20 protein-coding genes and 1 tRNA gene are annotated in these 20,735 nt (G+C 61.4%); 12 read left to right on the top strand and 9 right to left on the bottom strand.

The window, feature by feature from the left end; all coding sequences use genetic code 11:
* The first annotated feature begins 9 nt into the window (after window positions 1-9).
* The 3 genes from VI234_RS03425 (at window position 10) to artA (ending at window position 7,255) form a co-directional block, all read left to right on the top strand.
* Complete coding sequence (locus VI234_RS03425; protein ID WP_336329248.1) at window positions 10-2,769, top strand: DUF7282 domain-containing protein; 2,760 nt, start codon at window positions 10-12, stop codon at window positions 2,767-2,769.
* Between the two features lie 571 nt (window positions 2,770-3,340).
* Window positions 3,341-6,106: a DUF7282 domain-containing protein gene (locus VI234_RS03430; protein ID WP_336329249.1), complete on the top strand. Its 2,766-nt coding sequence runs from the start codon at window positions 3,341-3,343 to the stop codon at window positions 6,104-6,106.
* Window positions 6,107-6,253: 147 nt separating this feature from the next.
* Window positions 6,254-7,255, top strand: coding sequence for an archaeosortase A (artA, locus tag VI234_RS03435; protein ID WP_336329250.1), 1,002 nt, complete (start codon window positions 6,254-6,256; stop codon window positions 7,253-7,255).
* A gap of 22 nt (window positions 7,256-7,277) precedes the next feature.
* Here the strand turns inward: artA and dph5 are convergent, their stop codons facing one another.
* On the bottom strand, window positions 7,278-8,057 hold the full coding sequence (gene dph5, locus VI234_RS03440) for a diphthine synthase (RefSeq protein ID WP_336329251.1): 780 nt from the start codon (window positions 8,055-8,057) through the stop codon (window positions 7,278-7,280).
* 75 nt (window positions 8,058-8,132) lie between these two features.
* Between dph5 and VI234_RS03445 the strand changes: the two genes are divergently transcribed.
* The 3 genes from VI234_RS03445 (at window position 8,133) to VI234_RS03455 (ending at window position 9,765) form a co-directional block, all read left to right on the top strand.
* The gene (locus VI234_RS03445; RefSeq protein WP_336329252.1) at window positions 8,133-9,113 is read left to right on the top strand and encodes a class I SAM-dependent methyltransferase; all 981 of its coding nucleotides are present in this window, start codon (window positions 8,133-8,135) and stop codon (window positions 9,111-9,113) included.
* 86 nt (window positions 9,114-9,199) lie between these two features.
* Entirely contained in the window at window positions 9,200-9,613 is a 414-nt protein-coding gene (locus VI234_RS03450) for a universal stress protein (protein ID WP_008313140.1), read from the top strand.
* Window positions 9,614-9,691: 78 nt separating this feature from the next.
* Window positions 9,692-9,765, top strand: a tRNA-Thr gene (locus VI234_RS03455).
* Window positions 9,766-9,933: 168 nt separating this feature from the next.
* Here the strand turns inward: VI234_RS03455 and VI234_RS03460 are convergent.
* Window positions 9,934-10,623, bottom strand: a complete 690-nt coding sequence (locus VI234_RS03460) for a hypothetical protein (protein ID WP_050036745.1) — start codon at window positions 10,621-10,623, stop codon at window positions 9,934-9,936.
* A 22-nt stretch (window positions 10,624-10,645) separates the two neighbouring features.
* Window positions 10,646-11,161, bottom strand: coding sequence for a hypothetical protein (locus VI234_RS03465; protein ID WP_336329253.1), 516 nt, complete (start codon window positions 11,159-11,161; stop codon window positions 10,646-10,648).
* A 330-nt stretch (window positions 11,162-11,491) separates the two neighbouring features.
* Between VI234_RS03465 and VI234_RS03470 the strand changes: the two genes are divergently transcribed.
* Window positions 11,492-11,797, top strand: a complete 306-nt coding sequence (locus VI234_RS03470; protein ID WP_336329254.1) for a DUF7562 family protein — start codon at window positions 11,492-11,494, stop codon at window positions 11,795-11,797.
* Between the two features lie 51 nt (window positions 11,798-11,848).
* Here VI234_RS03470 and VI234_RS03475 read toward each other — a convergent pair whose 3' ends face one another.
* The 4 genes from VI234_RS03475 to VI234_RS03490 all read right to left on the bottom strand — a co-directional run bounded on the left by VI234_RS03475 (window position 11,849) and on the right by VI234_RS03490 (window position 14,975).
* Window positions 11,849-12,889 carry an NAD(P)-dependent alcohol dehydrogenase gene (locus tag VI234_RS03475; RefSeq protein WP_008313144.1) on the bottom strand — a complete coding sequence of 347 codons (1,041 nt, stop codon included), beginning with the start codon at window positions 12,887-12,889 and terminating at the stop codon, window positions 11,849-11,851.
* 247 nt (window positions 12,890-13,136) lie between these two features.
* Window positions 13,137-13,772, bottom strand: a complete 636-nt coding sequence (locus VI234_RS03480; protein ID WP_008313146.1) for a PGF-CTERM sorting domain-containing protein — start codon at window positions 13,770-13,772, stop codon at window positions 13,137-13,139.
* 54 nt (window positions 13,773-13,826) lie between these two features.
* Window positions 13,827-14,069 (bottom strand): DUF7385 family protein, encoded by a 243-nt coding sequence (locus VI234_RS03485; protein WP_008313147.1) that lies wholly within the window; start codon window positions 14,067-14,069, stop codon window positions 13,827-13,829.
* Between the two features lie 42 nt (window positions 14,070-14,111).
* Window positions 14,112-14,975 carry a cytochrome c oxidase subunit 3 gene (locus VI234_RS03490; protein WP_008313149.1) on the bottom strand — a complete coding sequence of 288 codons (864 nt, stop codon included), beginning with the start codon at window positions 14,973-14,975 and terminating at the stop codon, window positions 14,112-14,114.
* A 159-nt stretch (window positions 14,976-15,134) separates the two neighbouring features.
* On the opposite strand from VI234_RS03490, the gene VI234_RS03495 reads away from it, so the two are divergent.
* The 3 genes from VI234_RS03495 to VI234_RS03505 all read left to right on the top strand — a co-directional run bounded on the left by VI234_RS03495 (window position 15,135) and on the right by VI234_RS03505 (window position 17,160).
* Window positions 15,135-16,481 (top strand): hypothetical protein, encoded by a 1,347-nt coding sequence (locus tag VI234_RS03495; protein ID WP_336329297.1) that lies wholly within the window; start codon window positions 15,135-15,137, stop codon window positions 16,479-16,481.
* On the top strand, window positions 16,478-16,780 hold the full coding sequence (locus VI234_RS03500) for a C2H2-type zinc finger protein (RefSeq protein WP_336329255.1): 303 nt from the start codon (window positions 16,478-16,480) through the stop codon (window positions 16,778-16,780). The genes VI234_RS03495 and VI234_RS03500 overlap by 4 nt, the downstream gene beginning before the upstream one ends.
* Window positions 16,781-16,875: 95 nt before the next feature.
* Complete coding sequence (locus VI234_RS03505) at window positions 16,876-17,160, top strand: DNA-directed RNA polymerase subunit L (RefSeq protein ID WP_008313154.1); 285 nt, start codon at window positions 16,876-16,878, stop codon at window positions 17,158-17,160.
* 2 nt (window positions 17,161-17,162) lie between these two features.
* On the opposite strand, the gene VI234_RS03510 is transcribed toward VI234_RS03505, so the two are convergent.
* Together VI234_RS03510 and hisF are read right to left on the bottom strand one after the other, a co-directional pair.
* Window positions 17,163-18,011, bottom strand: coding sequence for a hypothetical protein (locus tag VI234_RS03510; protein WP_008313155.1), 849 nt, complete (start codon window positions 18,009-18,011; stop codon window positions 17,163-17,165).
* A 298-nt stretch (window positions 18,012-18,309) separates the two neighbouring features.
* Window positions 18,310-19,125 (bottom strand): imidazole glycerol phosphate synthase subunit HisF, encoded by an 816-nt coding sequence (hisF, locus tag VI234_RS03515; protein ID WP_336329256.1) that lies wholly within the window; start codon window positions 19,123-19,125, stop codon window positions 18,310-18,312.
* A 112-nt stretch (window positions 19,126-19,237) separates the two neighbouring features.
* Between hisF and VI234_RS03520 the strand changes: the two genes are divergently transcribed.
* On the top strand, window positions 19,238-19,429 hold the full coding sequence (locus VI234_RS03520; RefSeq protein ID WP_336329257.1) for a DUF7550 family protein: 192 nt from the start codon (window positions 19,238-19,240) through the stop codon (window positions 19,427-19,429).
* 93 nt (window positions 19,430-19,522) lie between these two features.
* On the top strand, window positions 19,523-20,734 hold the full coding sequence (locus VI234_RS03525) for an FIST signal transduction protein (protein WP_336329258.1): 1,212 nt from the start codon (window positions 19,523-19,525) through the stop codon (window positions 20,732-20,734).
* Window position 20,735 lies beyond the last annotated feature (1 nt).

Consider the following 20,735-nt stretch of genomic DNA (forward strand, 5'->3'; position numbering starts at 1 on the left):
ACACAAACTATGACAGGAAATTCAGACAAGGTTCGTAGCCTGTTCCTGACGGCGCTGATGGTCTTCTCGGTATTCGCCGGGACCATCGCGTTCTCCGGTGGAGCAGCCGCCGCCGCGAACGTCAGCGTCGAACAGGCAGCAGAATACGATAGCGGGACAGTCGAATTGGCACTCAATGGTTCAACCGGTAGCGCAGTCACGACGGGAGACATCGACATCTACATCGACGGAAACGAGAACCCGAGCAACTACGGTGTCTCGTCAGTCGACGGGACTGACGACGGGACGACTGGACGCCTCCAGTTCAGTCTGGATCAGGACGTTCAGCCGAACCGGAACCTGACCGTCGAGGTTTCAGGTCTCTCCGGCGGTGACAACACGGTCGTCGCTGAGGACATTGACGTGACGTCCCAGACGATCGACGCCGACGATAGCTCGGGCGACACTAATGCCTTCCGCGGTGAAGTCCTGGCTATCCGAGCCGACGGCGGCGAAGGTGACGCTGACGATGCTACTTCGAGTACTCAAATTGTAGTCGAGGACTCGAACGGCGCTGTCGTCACGCAGGACACTTACACAGCCAACAGCAAAGTCTACACCTACGAAACGTCGGACCTCGACACCGGTGAGGAATACGAGGTCACCGTTGGTGGTACTGCGGACGAAAACATCACCATCAGCAATCTCGATCTCAATGTGAACATTGACGACGATGTCGGCGACGGTGCCAACATCGACGACACGGACACGCTTGCGGTCAACGTCTCGACCACGCGCGGTGGCGAGCCGGCCAACGCAACGCTGTTCGACGAAGACGACGACAAGGTTGCCACGCAGGTCAAGAACCTGAAAGGTAACGAGAACGTCGTGTTCGACTTCGGTAACCAGAGCGCCGACGACAGTCCGTACTACGTCCAAGTGACGGACAACCAGACCGGCGTCTCCGCCGAATCCGACCAGATCAACGTCTCCGAGTCCGGTGAGGGTGACGCCAGCTTCGAGACTTCCACCGTGCAGGATGAAGTCGGTGACGTCACCAACATCACCGTCCAGATGAGTAACACCGAGAACGCCGTCATCAACGTCGGCAGCCAGAACGACGACAACTACGTCATCCAGGGTCAGATCGAGGACGAAAACGGTGACGGCGAAGTTACCGTTCAGTTCAACAGCTACACCGCTGGGACCGACAACAACAACACGGTTCTTACCGTCCCCGGTGACGACGACCTCGATGAAGTCGAAGAGAAGGGAAGCTTCACCGACAGTAGGAACAGCTTGGACGAAGATGTACTGGAACCACAATCCTACTCGATAAACGTGACCGCCGGGACCTCCCCGGATGTCACCAGTCCTGATACGGTTGGGACGCTACGTCTCAACGAGAATTCCGTCGAGAGTATGCAGACCTGGGTTGCACCGAGCGACGCAGATCTCGACGACGAGGATATCGACATCTACGACCGCATCGGTGAGAACCTCACGCAGTCCGACGACGTCGCAGTCGAAGATGTCGTCGTCCACGAAATCCAGGCATCCGGTATCGAGGGTGCGCTCGAATACGAGCAGGAAGACAACGGGTCTTCCGACGTGACTGATGCGTTCATCGCAGCTGCCGACACCACGCCGGACCGTATCAACGACGACACGAGCGCCTCCGGCCTCCAGCTCTACGTCAACCGGACCGACGTCGGTGCAAACGCTGACGCAGATCCGATTAACTTCGCCAACAGCAGTAGCGCAGTGACCGTCGTTGACGACCCGGACAACAACACCTACTTCGTCGCCCTCGACACCGACGACGTCGAGTTCGAGTCCGGTAACACGATCACTGAGGAAGAGGACACGGAAATCAACGCCACCTTCTCCGTGCAAGAAGGTCCGCTGACTGACGACTCTTCGAGCGAAAGCGAGCTCTACACCACGTCTGAGCGGAACGCGGAGCTAGACCTCGACGACGACGGTCTAGTCACCGTTGGAGCCGCCGCCGGACAGACAGTGAGCGGCGATACGAACGTCGCCCCCGGCTCCGAGCTCGAAGTCGAAATGGAGTCCGAGAGTGAGGCGAACCCATTCGTCGAACGACCGGAAGCAACTGTCGGTCAGAACGGCACGTACGTCGCTACGGAAGACTTCAGCGACTACTCCGCTGGAACGAACTTCACCGTCCAGACGCTGGACGTCGACGGTGACTCCGACTTCAGCGACGAGGAAGACGGCCGCATCGTCGAAGCCGATACGGCCACCGTGAGTATCAGCGATCAGGAGTCCGACGGTAGCGAAGTCGTTGTCGACAGCGCACAGCTGTCCAGTGGCGGCTTCATCGCTATCCACGCCGGTGACGCATCCGGTGACGTCGTCGGCAACTCCGAGTACCTCGAAGCAGGTACGTACAATGACCTCACGATCACGCTCGACGAGCCGATGGACGAGAACTTCACTGCGGTCGCGATGCCGCACCAGGACACCAACGGCAACGAAGCGTACGACTTCCCTGGCGATGACGGTCCGTACACCCAGAACGGCTCCGCCGTGACGGACAGTGCGAACGTGACTGTTGGCACCGAGGAGACCGAAACGGAACCGCCGGAAACCGAAACGGAACCGCCGGAAACCGAAACGGAACCGCCGGAAACCGAAACGGAACCAATGGACACTGAGACTGAAGCCACCGAGACCACCGAAGCGGAAGGTCCCGGCTTCACGGCAGCCATCGCGCTTATCGCGCTGGTCGCCGCTGCGCTCCTCGCTGTCCGACGCGACAACTAACCGGAACAACTCCGGTCCCTGAACACCGTTCTTTTCTTTCGCACGCTACGTGAAGAGTGCAAACAGACTGCAGATCGACTCGGGACTCGTTGTTTACTCAGACACGATTCCGTCCGCTTCTGAACGGCTAACTGCCCATCGGCAGTCGTGACTGGATCACAGTCGAACGCTGGCCCAACGCGGAAGTAACCCAGCGCCTGCCGGACACCTCCTCGATGTCCGCCACTGCGAGGGCGGCTTCGGTAACGGTTTGGGACCCGTCCGTAGTCGAGTGATGGAACAACCGCCGGTCGAATCGGGAGGCGTGTTTCTCAGATCAGGTCCCAGGAAGGGTCAAATAAATATCCAGAATAAGAGTACCTACCATTTCAAAATAATTATTATCTGACATCAATGTGTAATTTGGATGTAACCTTTATCCATAAAGCATTTACCGCACTTCGGGTAATGTACCGATACCCCTACCCATGACGCCAGAAGTGAGTACGCCGGTTCGGTCTATGCGCGGTCGCGGTGACCGCGTTCCGACCAGGTGGAAAACTGCTGGGGTCGCCCGATAGCAACACAAACTATGACAGATACAAACGAAAAAATCCGCAGCCTGTTCCTCACGGCGCTGATGGTCTTCTCGGTATTCGCCGGGACCATCGCGTTCTCCGGTGGCGCAGCCGCCGCCGCGAACGTGACCGTCGAGCAGGCAGCAGAATACGATAGCGGGACAGTCGAATTGGCACTCAATGGTTCAACCGGTAGCACAGTCACGACGGGAGACATCGACATCTACGTCGATGGCAACAAGAACCCGAGCAACTACGGTGTCTCGTCAGTCGACGGGACTGACGACGGGACGACTGGACGCCTCCAGTTCAGTCTGGATCAGGACGTTCAGCCGAACCGGAACCTGACCGTCAAGGTTTCAGGTCTCACCGGCGGTGACAACACGGTCGTCGCTGAGGACATCGACGTGACGTCCCAGACGATCGACGCCGACGATAACTCGGGCGACACTAACGCCTTCCGCGGTGAAGTCCTGGCTATCCGAGCCGACGGCGGCGAAGGTGACGCTGACGATGCTACTTCGAGCACGAAGATTGTGGTCGAGGACTCGAACGGCGCTGTCGTCACGCAGGACACTTACACAGCCAACAGCAAAGTCTACACCTACGAAACGTCGGACCTCGACACTGGTGAAGAATACGAGGTCACCGTTGGTGGTACTGCGGACGAAAACATCACCATCAGCAATCTCGATCTCAATGTGAACATTGACGACGATGTCGGCGACGGTGCCAACATCGACGACAAGGACACCCTCGCGGTCAACGTCTCGACCACGCGTGGTGGCGAGCCGGCCAACGCGACGCTGTTCAACGAAGACGACGACAAGGTTGCCACGCAGGTCAAGAGCCTGAAAGGTAACGAGAACGTCGTGTTCGACTTCGGTAACCAGAGCGCCGACGACAGTCCGTACTACGTCCAAGTGACGGACAACCAGACCGGCGTCTCCGCCGAATCCGACCAGATCAACGTCTCCGAGTCCGACGACGGTGAGGCAAGCTTCGAAAGCTCGACCGTTCAGGACAACATTGGCGACGTTGTCAACATCACGGTGCAGGTTGACAACACCGAGGACGCCGTCATCAACATCGGCGACGAGAACGACGACAACTACTACATCCAGGGCCAGCTTGAGGACGACAACGGTGACGGCGAAGTTACCGTTCAGTTCAACAGCTACACCGCTGGAAACTACAGCGATAGTACGGTTCTCAGCGTGCCTGGTGACGACGACATTGACAACATCAAGGAGGGTGGCGACTACACCCGAGGTAGCCTGAGTGGAGACACGCTCGAAGCAGGCTCCTACTCGATGAACGTGACCGCCGGGACCTCCCCGGATGTCACCAGCCCCGACACGGTTGGAACGCTCCGACTCAACGAGAACTCCGTTGAAAATATCCAGACGTGGGCTGCACCGAGCGACGCAGATATCGACGACGATGATGTCGACATCTACGACCGCATCGGTGAGAACCTCACGCAGTCCGACGACGTCGCAGCTGAGGACGTTGTCGTCCACGAAATTCAGGCATCCGGTATCGAGGGTGCGCTCGAATACGAGCAGGAAGACGGAAGTGCCTCTGATGTTACTGAGGCGTTCATCGCAGCGACCGATACCACGCCAGACCGCATCAACGACAGTGACGCGACGACGTCCGGTCTTCGACTCTACGTCAACCGGACCGACGTCGGTGCAAACGCTGACGAGAACCCGATTGACTTCTCGAACAGTAGTGACGCGGTAACAGTTGTCGACGACCCGGACAACAACACCTACTTCGTCGCTGTTGACACGAGCGATGTTGTGTTCGAAAACGGCAAGACGATTGTCAAAGAAGAAGACACGCGCCTCAACGCTACCTTCTCCGTCCGAGAAGGTCCGCTGACCGACGACCGGAACAGCGACAGCGCGATCTACACCACGTCCGAGCGCGACGCCACACTGGACCTTGACGACAGCGGCGTCGTTACAGTCTCGGCCGCCACTGGTCAGGAAGTGACCGGTGAGACGAACGTCGCACCTGGCTCCGAGCTCGAAGTCGAGATGGAGTCCGAGAGTGACGCGAACCCGTTCGTCCTCCGCCCCGAAACTGATGTCGCCGCTGACGGTACGTACACCGCCACGGCCGACTTCAGCGACTACTCCGCTGGAACGAACTTCACCGTCCAGACACTGGACGTCGACGGTGACTCTGACTTCAGCGACGAGGAAGATGGCCGTATCGTCGAAGCCGACACGGCTACTGTGAGCATCAGCGAGCAGGAATCCGACGGTAGCGAAGTCGTCGTCGACAGCGCACAGCTGTCCGAGGGTGGCTTCATCGCAATCCACGCCGGTAACGCATCCGGCGACGTCGTCGGGAACTCCGAGTACCTCGAGGCAGGCAGCCACGAGGACATCACGATCACGCTCGACGAGCCGATGGACGAGGACTTCACTGCGGTCGCGATGCCGCACCAGGACACCAACGGCAACGAAGCGTACGACTTCCCCGGCGATGACGATCCGTACACCCAGAACGGCTCTGCCGTGACGGACAGTGCGAACGTGACCATCGTCGAGGAAGACCAGACTGAAGCACCGGACACGGAAACCGAAACCGAAGCACCGGACACGGAAACCGAAACCGAAGAGGAAACTGACGCACCGGCAACCGATGAGCCGGCAACCGATGAGTCCGAGACCACCGCCGCGGAAGGTCCCGGCTTCACGGCAGCCATCGCGCTCATCGCACTCGTCGCCGCTGCGCTCCTCGCCGTCCGACGCAACAACTAACCGGAACAGCTCCGGTCTCTGAACACCGTTCTTTCTTTCGCGCGCTACGTGAGTAGCGGCGGCACTGCCGATAGGTCGGTCTGACGACGACACCGCACAGTAGCGCAACGACAAAACATATACGCCGGTTTGGCTAACGTACGAGCAATGAGTGAGACAGTCCTGCAAGCAGGCGTCGACATCGCTGGACTGTCGTTCGACCCGGTCACAGTCTCGGAACCGCTGATGTGGCTCGTTCTCGCGGCGTTTCTGGGAAGCGTGGCTGTCGCCCAGTACGACGAGCAACTGGCCCGTCCCGTCGGAACAGTCGGCTGGGCTTTGTTCGCAGCGTACTGGCTCGTCCTGGCCCCGCATTTCATTCTGATACAGAAGAGCGTCGTCGAAGGGCTGGGAAGCGTCATCGCCGTCCCCCTGTCGCTGTACACCGGCTATCTGCTCTGGAACGGCCGCGAGTCGCTGCTGGTGTTGACCCGGGCAATCGGCCTCATGGGCGTCATCTACGTACCGTTTCTCACCATCGGGCCGCTCCGCCAGACCATCATCGAGATCGTCACCGGGCAGGTCTCCTTCCTCATGACCGTACTGGGCTACGACCCAGTGGTAGTCGACGGGCTCTCGCACAACGGCATCGATATCGCCTCGAAGCAGTACCCCTACGAGAACACGTTCTGGTTCGACGGGAACGAGCGTCCGATAACGTACACCATCATTCTGGCCTGTACGGGTATCGGCAGTATATCTATCTTCGCCGGCGGAATACTGGCAGTCAAGGCTCCGTGGCGGCGGAAGCTCCGCGTGCTGGTCGCGGCCGTCAGCATCATCTACGTACTGAATCTGATTCGAAACCTCGGAATCGCGCTGGCTTTTGGCCTGCAGAAGGCGCAGTTCTTCCCGGGAACGGTCATGGCGCTGTTCGGCCTCAGCGACGCACAGCTGGTGTCCTACTACATCGTCGACCGGATTCTGGCGCAGTTTGGCTCCGTCATCGTTCTCGTCGGGCTGACGTGGGTGCTGATGCGGGAGCTACCGGAACTCACGGTCATCGTCGAGGACCTCCTCTTCCTGGTGACCGGCACGGAGTACGACCTCGGAACGGCGTTCGAAAAGAACCAGTCGGAATCGAGTCCCGCGACACCCGGTGACGACTGAACTGCGTCGGGAGGAACGGCCGTTATTCTAATTCTGCTCCAGCAATCGATTCCAGTGCGTCAGCTTCGAGCGGGTGGAGCGAACCGGGAATGACGAGCAGATGTAGCGGCTCGCCGAATGACTGTGCGGCGAGAGCGTCAAGCGTATCGGCGGCCACCAGCGGGTCCGGGCTACCGGCTCTGGCCACGACGACGCCGAGCGTGTCGGGGAACCGCTCGGATAGCATGGCGGCGGCCTTGCTGGCAGTCATGTACGTGTCGTCACTCTCGTCCCAGTGGGGGTCGTCGACCTTGATGTCGAGATAGACTAGCGTGTGCAGGTCCCGCTCCCGGTTGTCCTCGATGGTGGCGACGACGCTGTCCGGAACGCCGTCACCGCCGTGGGCGTCCTCGAACGGGAGCGTCGTGGCCTTCCCGAAGCGGTAGTTCTGTAAGCCAGTCAGTGAGCCGGCGGCCGTCTGGGCTGTCGTTCCGTGGACGATTCGGGTTTCGATACCGCGGTCAGCAGCGCGGAGTCGGAGGTCGGTGTGTGTCGTCGAGACCATCGTATCCCCGGCAGTACAGAAGACGACATCTTCGCTCTCGGCGGCTTCGAGAATCGGTTCGGGGTCCTGCTCGATGCCGGCGCGGTCCCTGACTTCGATACTCGTCTCCAGTACGTCCTCCAGCGTTTCGAGGTCGGTACCAACCAGCCGGCTCGTGTAAAACTCCGCGAACACCCGGTCGGCGTCTCGGATGGCGTCGCGGCCGGCGACCGTGACCGAGCGCTCGTCGTAGAGGCCCAGCCCGACGAATGTGAGCATATCCGGAGTGGGTCGCCGTCGGGCATAAAGGGCGCGAAGCGTCAGGCTTACCGCCCGCGGTCGGGGAGAGAGAGTATGGGCGTTCCCTGCGTTCGCGTTCCCCGCGAGGCCGGCGAAGAGACGCGCCAACGCCTCGCCGAAGCAAACCTCGTCGACGACGGCTACGACATCACGGTCGTCGACGGGCAGCTATACGTTCCCGTCACCGACCCCGAAGCAGTGCCGTCGGACTTCGTCGTCGTGGAGGCAGACCCGCCGGTCCGCGAGGGCCAGACGATGCCGGCGGACGGACTCGACTTCGACCCGAGCTACGAGCGCATCGGCGACGTCGCGATTGTCGACGAGGACGACGCCGACCGGGCGCGGGCGATTGCCGACGCGATTATGGATTCAGACCTGCCCGTGCGAGCGGTGTTGAACCGCGCGTCGAAGATCAAAGGCGAACAGCGGGTCCGGGACTGGGACGTACTCGCTGGCGAAGGGACGGAAGTCACCCACCGGGAGTACGGCTGCACGTTCGACCTCGACCTCGCCGAGGTGTACTTCTCACCGCGGCTAGCGACGGAACGCCATCGTGTCACCGAACAGGTCAGCGAGGGCGAGCAGGCCTTCGACATGTTCGCGGGCGTCGGCCCGTTCGCGATTCCGTTCGCCAAACGCGGCGCGACCTGCGTCGGAACAGACATCAACGAGACGGCAATCGAGTACCTCCGGGCGAACGCACAGCGCAACGGCGTCGCCGACCGCGTGACGGGCATCTGTGGCGACGTACGAGAGGTCGCCGGAGAGTACGAGGGCTGGGCTGACCGCGTCGTGATGAATCTGCCCCATAGCGCCGACGAGTTTCTGGAGACCGCCGTCCGCCTGGCGGCTGACGACTGTGTCTTTCACTACTACGATATCCAGCACGAGGACGACCTGTTCGGGCCCGGCGAGCGAGCGATCCGGGCGGCTGCGGAGCCGGCCTACGACGTGACGGTCGAAACGCGCCACCCCGTTCGATCGTATGCCCCGAAGGAGCACAACGTCGTTCTCGACGTTCGACTGACGCGCTGAAACGAACAGTTATTATCATCACCGGTACGGGGACCGAACTGCTTAACGACGAGGAAGTCGGACGCTTGTATCTAGGAGGGTAAAATATGTACACAATACTCGTCCCCGTCGACGCCGATGAGGACCGCGCCCGCGGCCAGGCCGCCTTCGTCGCGGAGCTACCGGCTGCTGAGACCGACATCGAGGCCGTCATTACGCACGCATTGACAAAAGAAGAGGCGGAAGCGCCCGAGGAGATACGCAACGTCGAGCGCATCTCGACAGTGCGCCTCGTGCGTGACTACCTCGAAGACCACGACGTCGATGTCCAGCTGGCCGAGGGTCAGCAGCCGCCTGCGGACGGCATCATCGATCTGGCCGAGGAGTTCGACGTCGACCAGATCGTAATGGGGTCCAGGAAGCGGTCGCCGACCGGCAAGGCCGTGTTCGGGAGTGTCTCCCAGCAGGTCCTGCTTGAGGCAGACGACCCGGTCACCGTCGTCGGGTCCCGAGCGGAGTGAGAACGTCCCTCTCGGTGGTCCCGATTCGCAATCCTTATTGCGGTTATGCGTCCAACAACTGATGTACGCGAGCGACGCGCCGGTGTAGCTCAGACTGGCAGAGCGAATCCTTCGTAAGGATTAGGCCGAGGGTTCAAATCCCTCCACCGGCTCTTTCCTTCGGAATCGTCTAAATGGACAGACAGCGGTCGGCTTACTTAATTATTGGGCCACGGAAGGCGTAGAATTTGCCCCGCTACAAAGAGGATTTGCCACTTCTTTCCCGTGTCAATTATTGCTCTGAGAACACTGCAGCCGCCCCTTCCCGATGTTAGCAGTAATTATTCCACTCGCCATCTATCGTCGTCCGAGTAGAGCATATTGGCGATGGTGTCCAACAACCAGATACCTACTCGGTATCCCTGTTCGCTTCGGGAGGCAAACGCTGTCAGAATAGCTATTCCAACAGCACCCTGTTTCATTGCGGCACTCGTATTCCACGCATACAATATTTCAAGACGCTCTATCGGGTCGTTTCGATGTTTGACTGGCTCGTAACAAAGAATGTCAGTCACGATAATCCTCGCTGAAACAAGGAGAGAAAACACCAAAACTACAATCGTAATCACCACTCCACCGTATGATATTCCGAATACATTCCCCACGAGTAGTGCAGAGATACCTCCCGCAAAACTGAACGCGAACTCACCGTTCCGTATTCTGTTTTCAATCTCAGATTCGGCCTTATCCATCTCACGAAGGAGTGACCATCTATCTGAGCCAGAGTTTTCGTTCTCGCTCTCGACTATGTGAAGCACATCGTCTCGGAATTCACGCATTTCCTCGGGGTCACTAAATCTGAATAAAACGACACGAATTGCATCGTCAAAATTGATTACTTCCCCTACCCTGCGTGGCAGGTCAATAAGAACTAAAGATACGGATATGAGGATAAGTAGAGGCGTCAAGATAAACAAAAGACACCCGCTCAGAATTAAAACAAAAACAATCCTTCTCGCTCTGGAGAGCATACGACAGAAGGAGTAGCCCCTATCAAATATCTCTTAGGTGATTTCGTCTTCTTTCGGCCTTTTCATCGTGTGAACCCTTATCGTAATGCTTGTCGATCACTCTCCCGGTCATGTTCACACGCTCGCCAGTCACGTCCTTCGGCTGACCAGCGTTCCGAGCCGCAGTCACGTATCCACGACGGAGAGCGTGCGGACTCACCGACCCCGGACACTTGGACGCGCCGTTCCACGTCGCCGCCTCGCACGTCTCGGGGTCTTCATCGAAGGGGCAGGCGTTCTCGTAGTGACACGGGCGTGTCGCCGTGTAGACCATCCGCTGAATAGTCGTCCGCGCTTGGCGTCCGTGGTCGGTCGCAATCAGTGGTTCTCGACCGTACTCGTCAGTCACCGCTAGGCGGGCGTTCTCGATGTAATCCGCAATCACTCTCCCGTCGTCCTTCTCGATGAGTACGTCGCGTTCACCCTTGCCTTTCTTCTTGAGCGGTGTCTCCGTCTCGGGTCGATGGCGAATCTCCAGTGCAGGACGAGCGAAAGCCACTGAGGTTTGAAGCAGTGAAGAGCTTTGCTCCGACCGTTGTTCATACTCCCTCCACCGGCTTCCGCTTTCGAGTGCTGTTCTGACAAGTACGGTTCCTACCGGAGATGACCTGTCAGCAGCCGTAGGTACTCCGTCGCTGGTCTGACGGGGCTCCACAGGCCGCATAAAAACGACCCTCATCAGTGACGCGATACGGCGACGGACTGCTGGACGGTACTTCTAGCTGTAAACGATGGTCACACAGTACGGATTACCGGCGGGTACTGCGGTGTGCCGGCGAGAGCGGCACGACAGACACACTTGCGGACAGTTAGACGGAGTGTGGATCTGATGGATTTCAGAAACGCCTGGCATCGCGACACCGATGCAGAGGTCCGTTGCATCGCCTGCGGTGAAACGGTCGCCCGGTCGGATGCCCGGGAATACGACAAGTACGGCGACCGCTGGAACCGCGACAACAAGTCCTTCGAGTATCTGTGCAAGCCCTGTTATCGGGAGTACTGTCACTTCGACCGGAGCGGGCTGGAAGACCGACTCGAAGCGGCCGGTGCCGGGACCGTGAGCCGAGACGCGTTTCTCAGGCGCTATCACGACCTAGCCGACGAAACGGAACAGACCCGCGCCGACGGTCGGTGAGCCGAAAAAAGGGTGCCCTGTCCGGCGATACGACACCACAACACAGGCCGTTCAGGGCGTGATGACCGCCCGACCGTCGATCTCTCGGTCTTCGAGCATCTGTGCGACGGTGTTCACCTCGCCCAGGTCGTACTGGGTCGTGTGCAGGTCGACTGCACCGCGCTCGACGAGCGCGACCAGTTCCTGGAGTTCGGTGTACTGGCCGACGATGTTGCCCTGATAGGCGAACTCACCGTTGACGAGCGCCTGCGCGGGTTCGTGGATGTGGCCCCCGTAGCCGATGATGTGGTGGTCGCCGCCGGCGGCACAGATATCGGGCGCGAGCGCCGTCGTCTCGTCGGCCCCGACGAAATCGAGCACTTGGGCGGCACCGACGCCGTCGCTGATGGCTTCGACCTCGCTGGCTACGTCCTCGCTTTCGGGGTCGATGGTGTAGTGTGCGCCGAGGTCGTCGGCGAGGTCGCGGGCGGACTGCTTGATGTCGACGGCGACGAGGTCGGCGGCACACATCGCGTCGAGGCACTGCAGGCCGATGTGGCCGAGCCCGCCGATACCGATGACGACTGCAGTGTCGCCCGGATTGAGTCCGTCGACGGCTTTCTTCGCCGCGTGGTAGGCCGTGATACCGGCGTCGGCGTGCGGGGCGATGTCGGCCGGGTCGACGCCCTCGGGCAGCGGGATGACCGACCGGTCGCTGGTCAGTAGCTGGTCGGCGAAGCCGCCGTCGGTCGTCAGGCCGTTGAACGCGTCGTTCTCGCAGTACATCGTCTCACCTTGCCGGCACGGTCGGCAGGTGCCACAGGTCTGGACCGGATGACAGATGACCTGGTCGCCTTCCGAGACGATGTCGACGTCGTCGCCGGTCTCGACGACTGTCCCGGCGTTCTCGTGGCCCAGCGTCATCGGGAGGTCCTGCGGGACGTACTGGTCCCACATCCCCTCGATGATGTGATTGTCAGTCTGGCACCAGCCGGCCCCTTCGACCTCGACGATGACGTCGTCCCCGGATGCGACCTGTGGCGCATCTACGTCGTCTATCGAGAGCCCGTCCGACATATCGTGCGTGTACTCGTGGAGTCTGGCTGCGCGCATCGTTCTGTATCCGGGCGAAACGACATTAAATATCCATTATAAAATATCATATACATTGCGGTATCGCCCGTTCCACTGTCTGAGAAGAGTATCAGCCACCCGGCCAGCGTCTGTAGACTCCGAAGCCAGGTACAAGAAACGGTGCGTGTGATGACGCTCTCAGCTACTCATACTGTTGGCTGTAACTATTTTAAGATATTCGCCACCCGGGGTGGCGAAATTCGTTACAGACTTACAGCCGACAGTATCAGTCCCGACTGGCTAGCAGTGCGGCCCCGAGCAGTGCCACGACGGCGACGGGAATCCCCATTCCGGGGCCGAAGGCCGACGACGGTGCGGGGCTGGTCGCGCGGATCGGTTCCTCGACCGGTTCGTCAGCCTCGTACTCCCAGACAGCGGTCTCGTTCCGAACGATATCGGCGTTCGAGGACGAGACGTCGGCAGGCATCGTCAGCTGGTACTCGACTGCGACGCCATCGCCGAAGGCCACGTCGGTATCCTCGTTCGCAGTGACGAACGTCCGGTCTTCGTACGTGACGTTGCCTCCGCTAGCGTTGACCGACACGTCGCTTTCCGGGCCGGGGTTCCAGTCCGTGAACGTCATCGAGAGCGTGACGTTCTCACCCTCCAGCTCTTGCTCGTACGTCTGGTTCGCCATCCGACTGGTGTTCACGTCGGCCAGGAGATATCCTTCAACCGAGTCATAGCCCTCTTGCTGGGCCTGGCTCTGGAGCCCGTCGTACACCGACGGGGACATTTCGAGAGTCAGATCGTACTCCGAAACTGTGCCGTCTCCGGCCACTGTCGAGTCAACCGTCGCCGTCACACAGCCGGAGAGGACGACGAGGGCAGCGAGACCGACCGCAGGGACAATTCGATGCATACCTCACCGAATCGGGGCGGACGGAATAAGCCTTGTTACCGGGGGCGATACGGCTCAATGTGTCAGGACCAGTAGCTGGTCGTCAGTTCGGACCAGACAGAAGGGCGACCCGGGGTCTCCGAAGGTGTTCGCCCGCTTTTCGCTGATAAAGAGCGTCTCGAACTCGTTGCCACAGGCCGGACAGGCGAACCCCTTCCGGTTCGACAGCGTCATGGTCCCACGGTCGTCTTTCAGCAGCTTGAGCCCGTGGCGGTACTCGTGTACGTCGAAGCTCCCGCTGACGTCTAGCCGGTCCATGCGTGTGAAACGAGTGTCGGCCGTCTAAAACTCGTCGGCGATCTACACCAGGTTCGCGCCCATATAGAGCACGACGACGAGGAAGATCCAGACGATGTCGACGAAGTGCCAGTACATCGACGCCGTCGAAACGGAGGTGTGCCGTTCAGCCGAGTACTGCCCGTAGTACGCGCGAACGAAGACGATACCCAGAAGGACAGCCCCCATCGTGACGTGGAGGCCGTGGAGTCCCGTCAGACCGTAGAAGGCGGAGCCGTAGATGCCGCCACCGATGCTGAAGCCCTTGTGCACGATGAACTCGTAGTACTCGTACACCTGCCCGCCGATGAAGACGATGCCCAGCAGCAGCGTCGCGCCCAGCAACTTCAGGAACCGGCTTCGGTTTCCGTTCCGGAGCGCGATGTGGCTGTAGTGAAGCGTCACCGAGCTGGCGATCAGAATCAGCGTGTTGACGATCACCAGCGAGCCGAACACCTCTGGCACTGCCGCCTGCGCCCAGACTTCGCCGCCACGCACGATGAAGTAGTACACGAAGCCAGCGCCGAAGGTGGCGATTTCGCTCCCGAGGAACAGGAGCATGGCGAACTTCAGCGTCTTGTCCGAGTGGTAGTCCGTCCCGCGCTCCCAGAAGTCGGAGACGAAGGCGTGATACAGCCAGCCGTAGATGCCGACGAGGAAGAGGCCGACGCTCCCGGCCATCGCTCCCGCCCCGACCGTCTGGCTGACTAGTGCGTTCTCGCCCATCGAGAGCACGAGCAGGGCCGCGCTGACGTAGATTCCCGAACCACCGATCGCCGTCACAAAGGGCCACCAGCTGGCCTCGCCGAACCCGTGGGGCCAGTCCTCCGTCGCCGGGAGGTGATGCTCCCCGTGCCCGTCGTCCGCGTGTTCATCGGAGACACTCATACTAGGGCCCTTGCGAACGGAATACTAAAAGCCCATCCAATTCACTGCGGATTGGCCCGGTTCCGTCTCTGAATGGCCCGCCGGCATCCCGGAAGCTACACGGGGGCGAAGGCCCAACTGCCGACGATGACATCTGGGAGGCGTCGTACGGTCGCGCTGGTGGTGTGTGGGCTGGGCTGGCTGGCCGCGACGGGGACGGCGAGCGCACACGGCGGCAGTCTCGCCGGCGGCGGTCGCGAATCGCTGACGATACCGACGTGGCTCTTCCTGAGTACCGGTGGTGCGGCCGTCGGCGCGTCGTTCCTGCTGGCCTCGTTCGTCACCGACCGGGCGTTCGTCGAGCGCATCCACGACTGGGGGCGGCCGCTGTCGGGCGACTACGAGCGTGTCCTAACGCTCGCCGGCCAACTCCTCGGGCTCGCCGGACTCGCCGCGGTGTTCGTCGTCGGCTTCCTCGGACCGACGAACGCCCGGACGAACCTCGCGATACTGCTCGTCTGGGTCGGCTGGTGGGCCGGGCTGGCGATGACGACGTACCTCGTGGGGAACAGCTGGGCGACGCTCAATCCGTTCAAGACGCTCGCCGACCTCCTCCCGTCGCTCGACCGCACCTACCCCGCCCGCGTCGGGTCGTGGCCCGCCGTCGGTGGCCTGCTCGTACTGGTGTGGGTTGAGGTGGTCAGCCCGCTCGCCGACCAGCCGCGCCTGCTCGCGTCGGTCGTCGCCGGCTACTCGGTGCTGACGCTCGCGGGCGCGCTCGTGTTCGGACCCGAGGACTGGTTCGCTCACGCCGATCCAGTGGAGCGGGTGTTCCGCTACTACGGTCGCTTTGCCCCCATCGGCCGCGGCGAGGACGGGCTCCGACTTCGGCTCCCCGGCATGGACCTCTCGACGCCGCGGCTGGTCGACGGTCCGGACGAGGTGGCGTTCGTGGTCGCCCTGCTGTGGGTCACGACCTACGACGGGCTGGTCACGACGCTGGCCTGGCGGGACCTGACGACACCACTCGTCGACACTGGCGTCCCGCCGCACCTCCTGTACCCGGTCGCGCTCGGGATCGGCTTCGCCGGCTTCCTCGGCGTGTATCGACTCGCGGTCCGGCTCTCCCGCGATATGTCGGACACGTATCTGGCTCCGGCAGTGCTCGCACAGCGGTTCGCGCCGCCGCTCGTCGCTATCGCCGTCGGCTACCACTTCGCGCACTACCTCGGGTACTTCCTCGTGCTCGCACCTTCGCTGGCCGTCGCGCTCACGTCGCCGTTCGCGGACCCGGCAGTAGTGCCGACCATCGAACTACCGGATTGGTTCGGCGCGATTGCGCTCGCGTCGGTCATCATCGGTCATCTGGTCGCTATCTGGGTGGCCCACGCCGCCGCGTACGACCTGTTTCCCGCACGGCTGCAGGCGATTCGGTCGCAGTACCCCTTCATCGCGGTCATGGTGTTCTACACGATGACGAGCCTCTGGGTCGTCTCCCAGCCGGAGGTGGCACTCCCCCATCTATGACTGACACAGCAACCCAATCAGCGGCAGCGACAAGCACCGCCATCGACGAGACATACGACGTTCCGGCCGACGCCACAGCCTACACCTGTTCGTATTGCGGCCGGCCGTTCGCCCGCGAGTCCTGGCTTGCGCTCCACCGCGGCCTGGCCCACCCCAGCGAACTCGACGACGAGGAGGTCGAGGCCTTCCGGGCGGCCCACGACGAGGAGGAAGCGTCGCTTTCGGCGTTCCGACTGCAGGCGCTGGGCGCGCTCGTGCTCATCTACTTCGGCTTCCTGATGGTGTACGCGCTCGTCTAACCGACGCCGTATCGTCCGCTCGGTCTGGAGCCTCGCTGTTGGCCGGCAGACGGGAAGCGAAGCGTTGATGGGTCGCAGGTGACCAAACAGTGGGTATGGACCTTCGCGTTATCGACAAATCCGACACGGAACTCTCTATCGAAATCGCCGGTGAGGACCACACGTTCATGAACGTCATCAAGGGGGCGCTGCTGGAGACAGCGGGCGTCACAGCGGCGACCTACGACGTGAACCCGGAACAATCCGGTGGCCAGACAGACCCGGTCCTGACCATCAAAACCGAGGAGGGCGTCGACGCGCTCGAAGCCCTCGAAGACGGGACTGACGCCGTCATCGAGAAGGCGGACAACTTCACTGACGCGTTCGAAGCCGCCGCGTAATTCTAGCAGAGCACGTACGTGACGAACACGCGTTCGTCCGGACCGACGTGGATATCGAGGCCGATCAGTCCGGCGTCTGACGTCTGAATCCTGTTACCCCGCTCGAGGTAGCTGTCGACGAGCGCGGTCGCCAGCGCCGTCTCGTTCCGGAACCGGTCGAGTGACTGCGGCGTTCGGTCGTAGGCCACCTCGTAGCTGACCACTGCTGGGCGGTCACAGGGGAGCGGGAACCGGGATACTCCCTCTCGCGTGGGTCGCTCCGCGTTGTCGTATCGCGCGTCGACGCGGCCCTTGTTGTAGTAGGCCGCGGCGTCGTCGATGGTCGCGTTCCGCGAGACCGTTCCGCCGCCGACGCCCGACCGCCGGACGTTGTACACGTCGACGTAGGTGTCCTCGACCTCGGCGAGCGAGAGCGAGTCGACGGTGTCGCCGCTTCCGGCAGGGGACGCGATCGACGGTGGGCCGGTGGGGGTTTCGGCGGCAAAGCCCGGCAACGTGATACCGCCCACAGCAGCGAGCACGATGAGGCCGAGCAGCAGTGCCACGGCGGCGTAGCCGATCGCGTACTTCGTTTCGAGCACGTCCAGCCAGCCGGTCTGTATCTCATCGAGCGGATCGTCCTCCGGCGGTCCCGTCCGCCGCTCGAAGTTACTCCCGCCACAGCGTTTGCACGGCGGGGAGTTCTTCTGGTGCTGGCGACCGCAGTCCAGACAGACCCACCTGGGCCCGCCCTCGACGACCTCTTCGTTGACCTGCGTCACGGCTTCCTCGAAGGAGCCGTGCCCGCAGTTGTCACACGGCGGGTCGTCCTCCTCGTGGGGTTTGCCACACCATTCGCACCGCCATTTCATTGTTGATTCTCCGTGTTGGGCGAATAAAACCTGCCCGATGCCAGGCCACAGTGCTGCGGTTCCGGGGAGACGTTTCCCCACGGTCGCTCAGTCGTGGGCTGACTCATCGGGGCCGTTCGACCCCGTTGACGCCTGCTTCCAGGGACCGGGGTGAGCGTGGCCGCTGGCAGCGAGAACCGATATCGAACGCCGAGACGCGGAGGAAACCGGGGCATCCGAACCGACAGGAGAACTGCGTCATACCGATATAATGACAGGTATGGGTATTTAATATTGCTACCTTATGTCTGAGACGGGGTTACAGTCGGACCGGAATCCCCTTGCTGTCGAGATACTCCTTGGTCTCGGCGATGGAGTACTCGCCGAAGTGGAAGATGGAGGCAGCGAGACCGGCGTCGGCACCGGCATCGACGAACACCTCTTCCATGTCTTCCGGGCCGCCACAGCCCGAAGATGCGATGACCGGCGTCGAGACGGTATCACAGACGGCCTGCATCAGCGGGATGTCGTAGCCGTCTTTCGTCCCGTCGGCGTCGATGGAGTTGACGAACAGTTCGCCGGCCCCGCGTTCCTCCGCCTCGGTGGCCCACTCGACGACGTCCAGTCCGGTTCCCTCACGGCCGCCCTTGACAGTGCATTCGAACCAGCAGGACTCGCCGTCGACCTCGGTGTAGTACTCGCCCTCGTCGTCGAAGCGGCGGCGAGCGTCGACGGAGATGACGATACACTGGCTCCCGAAGGCTACTGCGCCCTCGTTGATCAGGTCGGGTTCGGCGATGGCGCCGGAGTTGATCGACACCTTGTCCGCACCGGCCCGCAGTGTCTCCTTGATGTCGGCGCGTGTTCGGATACCGCCGCCGACGGTCAGCGGGATGAACACCTCGTCGGCCACGGCCGACACTGTATCGAGCATCGTCTCGCGGCCCTCGGCGGAGGCGGTGATGTCCAGAAAGACGAACTCGTCGGCGCCGGACTCGTTGTAGGCCTTGGCCATCTCTACCGGGTCGCCGGTGTACTCCAGATCCTCGAAGTTGACTCCCGTGTACACCGCCGCGTCCCCGTTCTCGTCCACGTCCACGTCGATACAGGGGATGATTCGCTTCGTGAGCGTCATTTCTTGGTCGTGGCTTCGCAACAGCGCCGTTTGACCGTTTCGACTGGTGCAAGGGCCGACTACTCGGTCGCAATCCGACAGCTACAGGTACGACGCTCCAGAACCACCGCCCATGGCAGACGACCACCACGAGGAGGACCGGCCGGATTACGACCCCGAACACGTCGAACTCCCCGCGCGAGAACCGCCGCTTCGGTCGACGGCCCCACAGAGCGCGTTCACCATGTCGCAGGTCGGGACAGGGCTCGGCGTCCTGCTGGTCGGACTTGTGCTTACGTTCGGTATCGCGCTGGCGCTGGCCTGAACAGGTCGGTATGACAACGCCGGCCGCCAGAGATATCAGTTCTGATACTTCTGGGGAGAGTATATAGGTTTCCGCGCGAATAACTGTTGTACAATGTCGCCCCAGTCAGGCGCGAGTACAGCGGTCGCAACGGGAACGTCAGTGGCGACCGCTGGGACGCACGCTGGCCGGGCGGCGACCAGCGCTGCTCGTGACCGACTGGACGCCGAGCGGGTGGACTTCTGTCAAGTGTTTGCTAGCTCGGGGTTCGATGCTGAATCCGTTCTGGCGGGCGTGAATGCCCTCGTCGACGACGCGACAGCCGTTGTCGGCTGCACGGCTAGCGGAACGTTCACCGAGGAGCGGGCGATGGACGCCGGCGTGGCAGTCACGCTCGTTACCAGCGACTCGTTCCGGTTCGATACGGCCCTTGCCGCCGGCCTCAGCGAGAACACTCGCGGGGCTGTCAGAGACGCTGTCCGGTCGCTTCCCGAAGATATCGAGGAACCCTACCAGTCAGCGATCGTGCTCCACGACGGGCTGTCGGGCGTCGGTGAACAATTATCGCTGTCGGTCCAGCGACGGCTTGGCCCCTATGTCGAATTCGCAGGCGGGGCAGCGTCTGACGGCCTCCGAATGGAGTCGACACCAGTGTTTTGCGATGAGTCGGTTGTCGACGACGCAGTCGTTATCGTACTCGTCTCCGGCGAAAAGCGTCCGGTCATTACCGTCAACCACGGTCACAACCCCATCTCAGAGCCGTGGGAGGTAACCAAGGTCTCCGGAAACGTGGTTCACGAACTCGATGGTGAACCAGCGTTTGCGGTATGGAAAGACGCTGTTCGAGACCACGTTGCGGAGACAGCAGGGATGGCTATCGACGATGTCCCAGTCGGGTCAACGGAGCTCAGGAAGCTCATGGTCGCGTACCTGTTCGGTATCGACCAGGGTGAGACCTACAAGATCCGCTGGCCCCGGACTGCGATTAAAGAGACCGGCGCACTGCAGTTTGCCGTCGACATTCCGGAGGGGACTGTGCTTCGCGTAATGCATGGCAACAAAGCGGATCAGGTCGCGTCCGCCGAGCAGGCTGCTGTCGACGCTGTCTCGCTGTGCGACGGTAATATCGCCGGCGCGTTCGTCTACGACTGTGCGTGTCGTCAGATTCTCTTCGACGACGCGTTTCCGGCGGCTGTCGATGGTATCACATCGACCCTGTCGGCCCCAGTTGCTGGGTTTGAGACGTACGGAGAGCTGTGTATGCAGGCCGGACAACTCAGTGGCTTTCACAACACGACAACGGTGCTCTTTGCACTGCCGGAGTAAC

The organism is Haloarcula sp. CGMCC 1.2071 (genome assembly GCF_037078445.1).
Lineage (GTDB): Archaea > Halobacteriota > Halobacteria > Halobacteriales > Haloarculaceae > Haloarcula > Haloarcula amylolytica.

What these genes read in the sequence shown, in the direction of transcription:
- VI234_RS03425 (WP_336329248.1), top strand. Translation starts at nt 10, where the DNA reads ATGACAGGAAATTCAGACAAGGTTCGTAGCCTGTTCCTGACGGCGCTG.
- VI234_RS03430 (WP_336329249.1), top strand. Translation starts at nt 3,341, where the DNA reads ATGACAGATACAAACGAAAAAATCCGCAGCCTGTTCCTCACGGCGCTG.
- artA (WP_336329250.1), top strand. Translation starts at nt 6,254, where the DNA reads ATGAGTGAGACAGTCCTGCAAGCAGGCGTCGACATCGCTGGACTGTCG.
- dph5 (WP_336329251.1), bottom strand. Translation starts at nt 8,057, where the DNA reads ATGCTCACATTCGTCGGGCTGGGCCTCTACGACGAGCGCTCGGTCACG.
- VI234_RS03445 (WP_336329252.1), top strand. Translation starts at nt 8,133, where the DNA reads ATGGGCGTTCCCTGCGTTCGCGTTCCCCGCGAGGCCGGCGAAGAGACG.
- VI234_RS03450 (WP_008313140.1), top strand. Translation starts at nt 9,200, where the DNA reads ATGTACACAATACTCGTCCCCGTCGACGCCGATGAGGACCGCGCCCGC.
- VI234_RS03460 (WP_050036745.1), bottom strand. Translation starts at nt 10,623, where the DNA reads ATGCTCTCCAGAGCGAGAAGGATTGTTTTTGTTTTAATTCTGAGCGGG.
- VI234_RS03470 (WP_336329254.1), top strand. Translation starts at nt 11,492, where the DNA reads ATGGATTTCAGAAACGCCTGGCATCGCGACACCGATGCAGAGGTCCGT.
- VI234_RS03475 (WP_008313144.1), bottom strand. Translation starts at nt 12,889, where the DNA reads ATGCGCGCAGCCAGACTCCACGAGTACACGCACGATATGTCGGACGGG.
- VI234_RS03480 (WP_008313146.1), bottom strand. Translation starts at nt 13,772, where the DNA reads ATGCATCGAATTGTCCCTGCGGTCGGTCTCGCTGCCCTCGTCGTCCTC.
- VI234_RS03485 (WP_008313147.1), bottom strand. Translation starts at nt 14,069, where the DNA reads ATGGACCGGCTAGACGTCAGCGGGAGCTTCGACGTACACGAGTACCGC.
- VI234_RS03490 (WP_008313149.1), bottom strand. Translation starts at nt 14,975, where the DNA reads ATGAGTGTCTCCGATGAACACGCGGACGACGGGCACGGGGAGCATCAC.
- VI234_RS03500 (WP_336329255.1), top strand. Translation starts at nt 16,478, where the DNA reads ATGACTGACACAGCAACCCAATCAGCGGCAGCGACAAGCACCGCCATC.
- VI234_RS03505 (WP_008313154.1), top strand. Translation starts at nt 16,876, where the DNA reads ATGGACCTTCGCGTTATCGACAAATCCGACACGGAACTCTCTATCGAA.
- VI234_RS03510 (WP_008313155.1), bottom strand. Translation starts at nt 18,011, where the DNA reads ATGAAATGGCGGTGCGAATGGTGTGGCAAACCCCACGAGGAGGACGAC.
- hisF (WP_336329256.1), bottom strand. Translation starts at nt 19,125, where the DNA reads ATGACGCTCACGAAGCGAATCATCCCCTGTATCGACGTGGACGTGGAC.
- VI234_RS03520 (WP_336329257.1), top strand. Translation starts at nt 19,238, where the DNA reads ATGGCAGACGACCACCACGAGGAGGACCGGCCGGATTACGACCCCGAA.
- VI234_RS03525 (WP_336329258.1), top strand. Translation starts at nt 19,523, where the DNA reads ATGTCGCCCCAGTCAGGCGCGAGTACAGCGGTCGCAACGGGAACGTCA.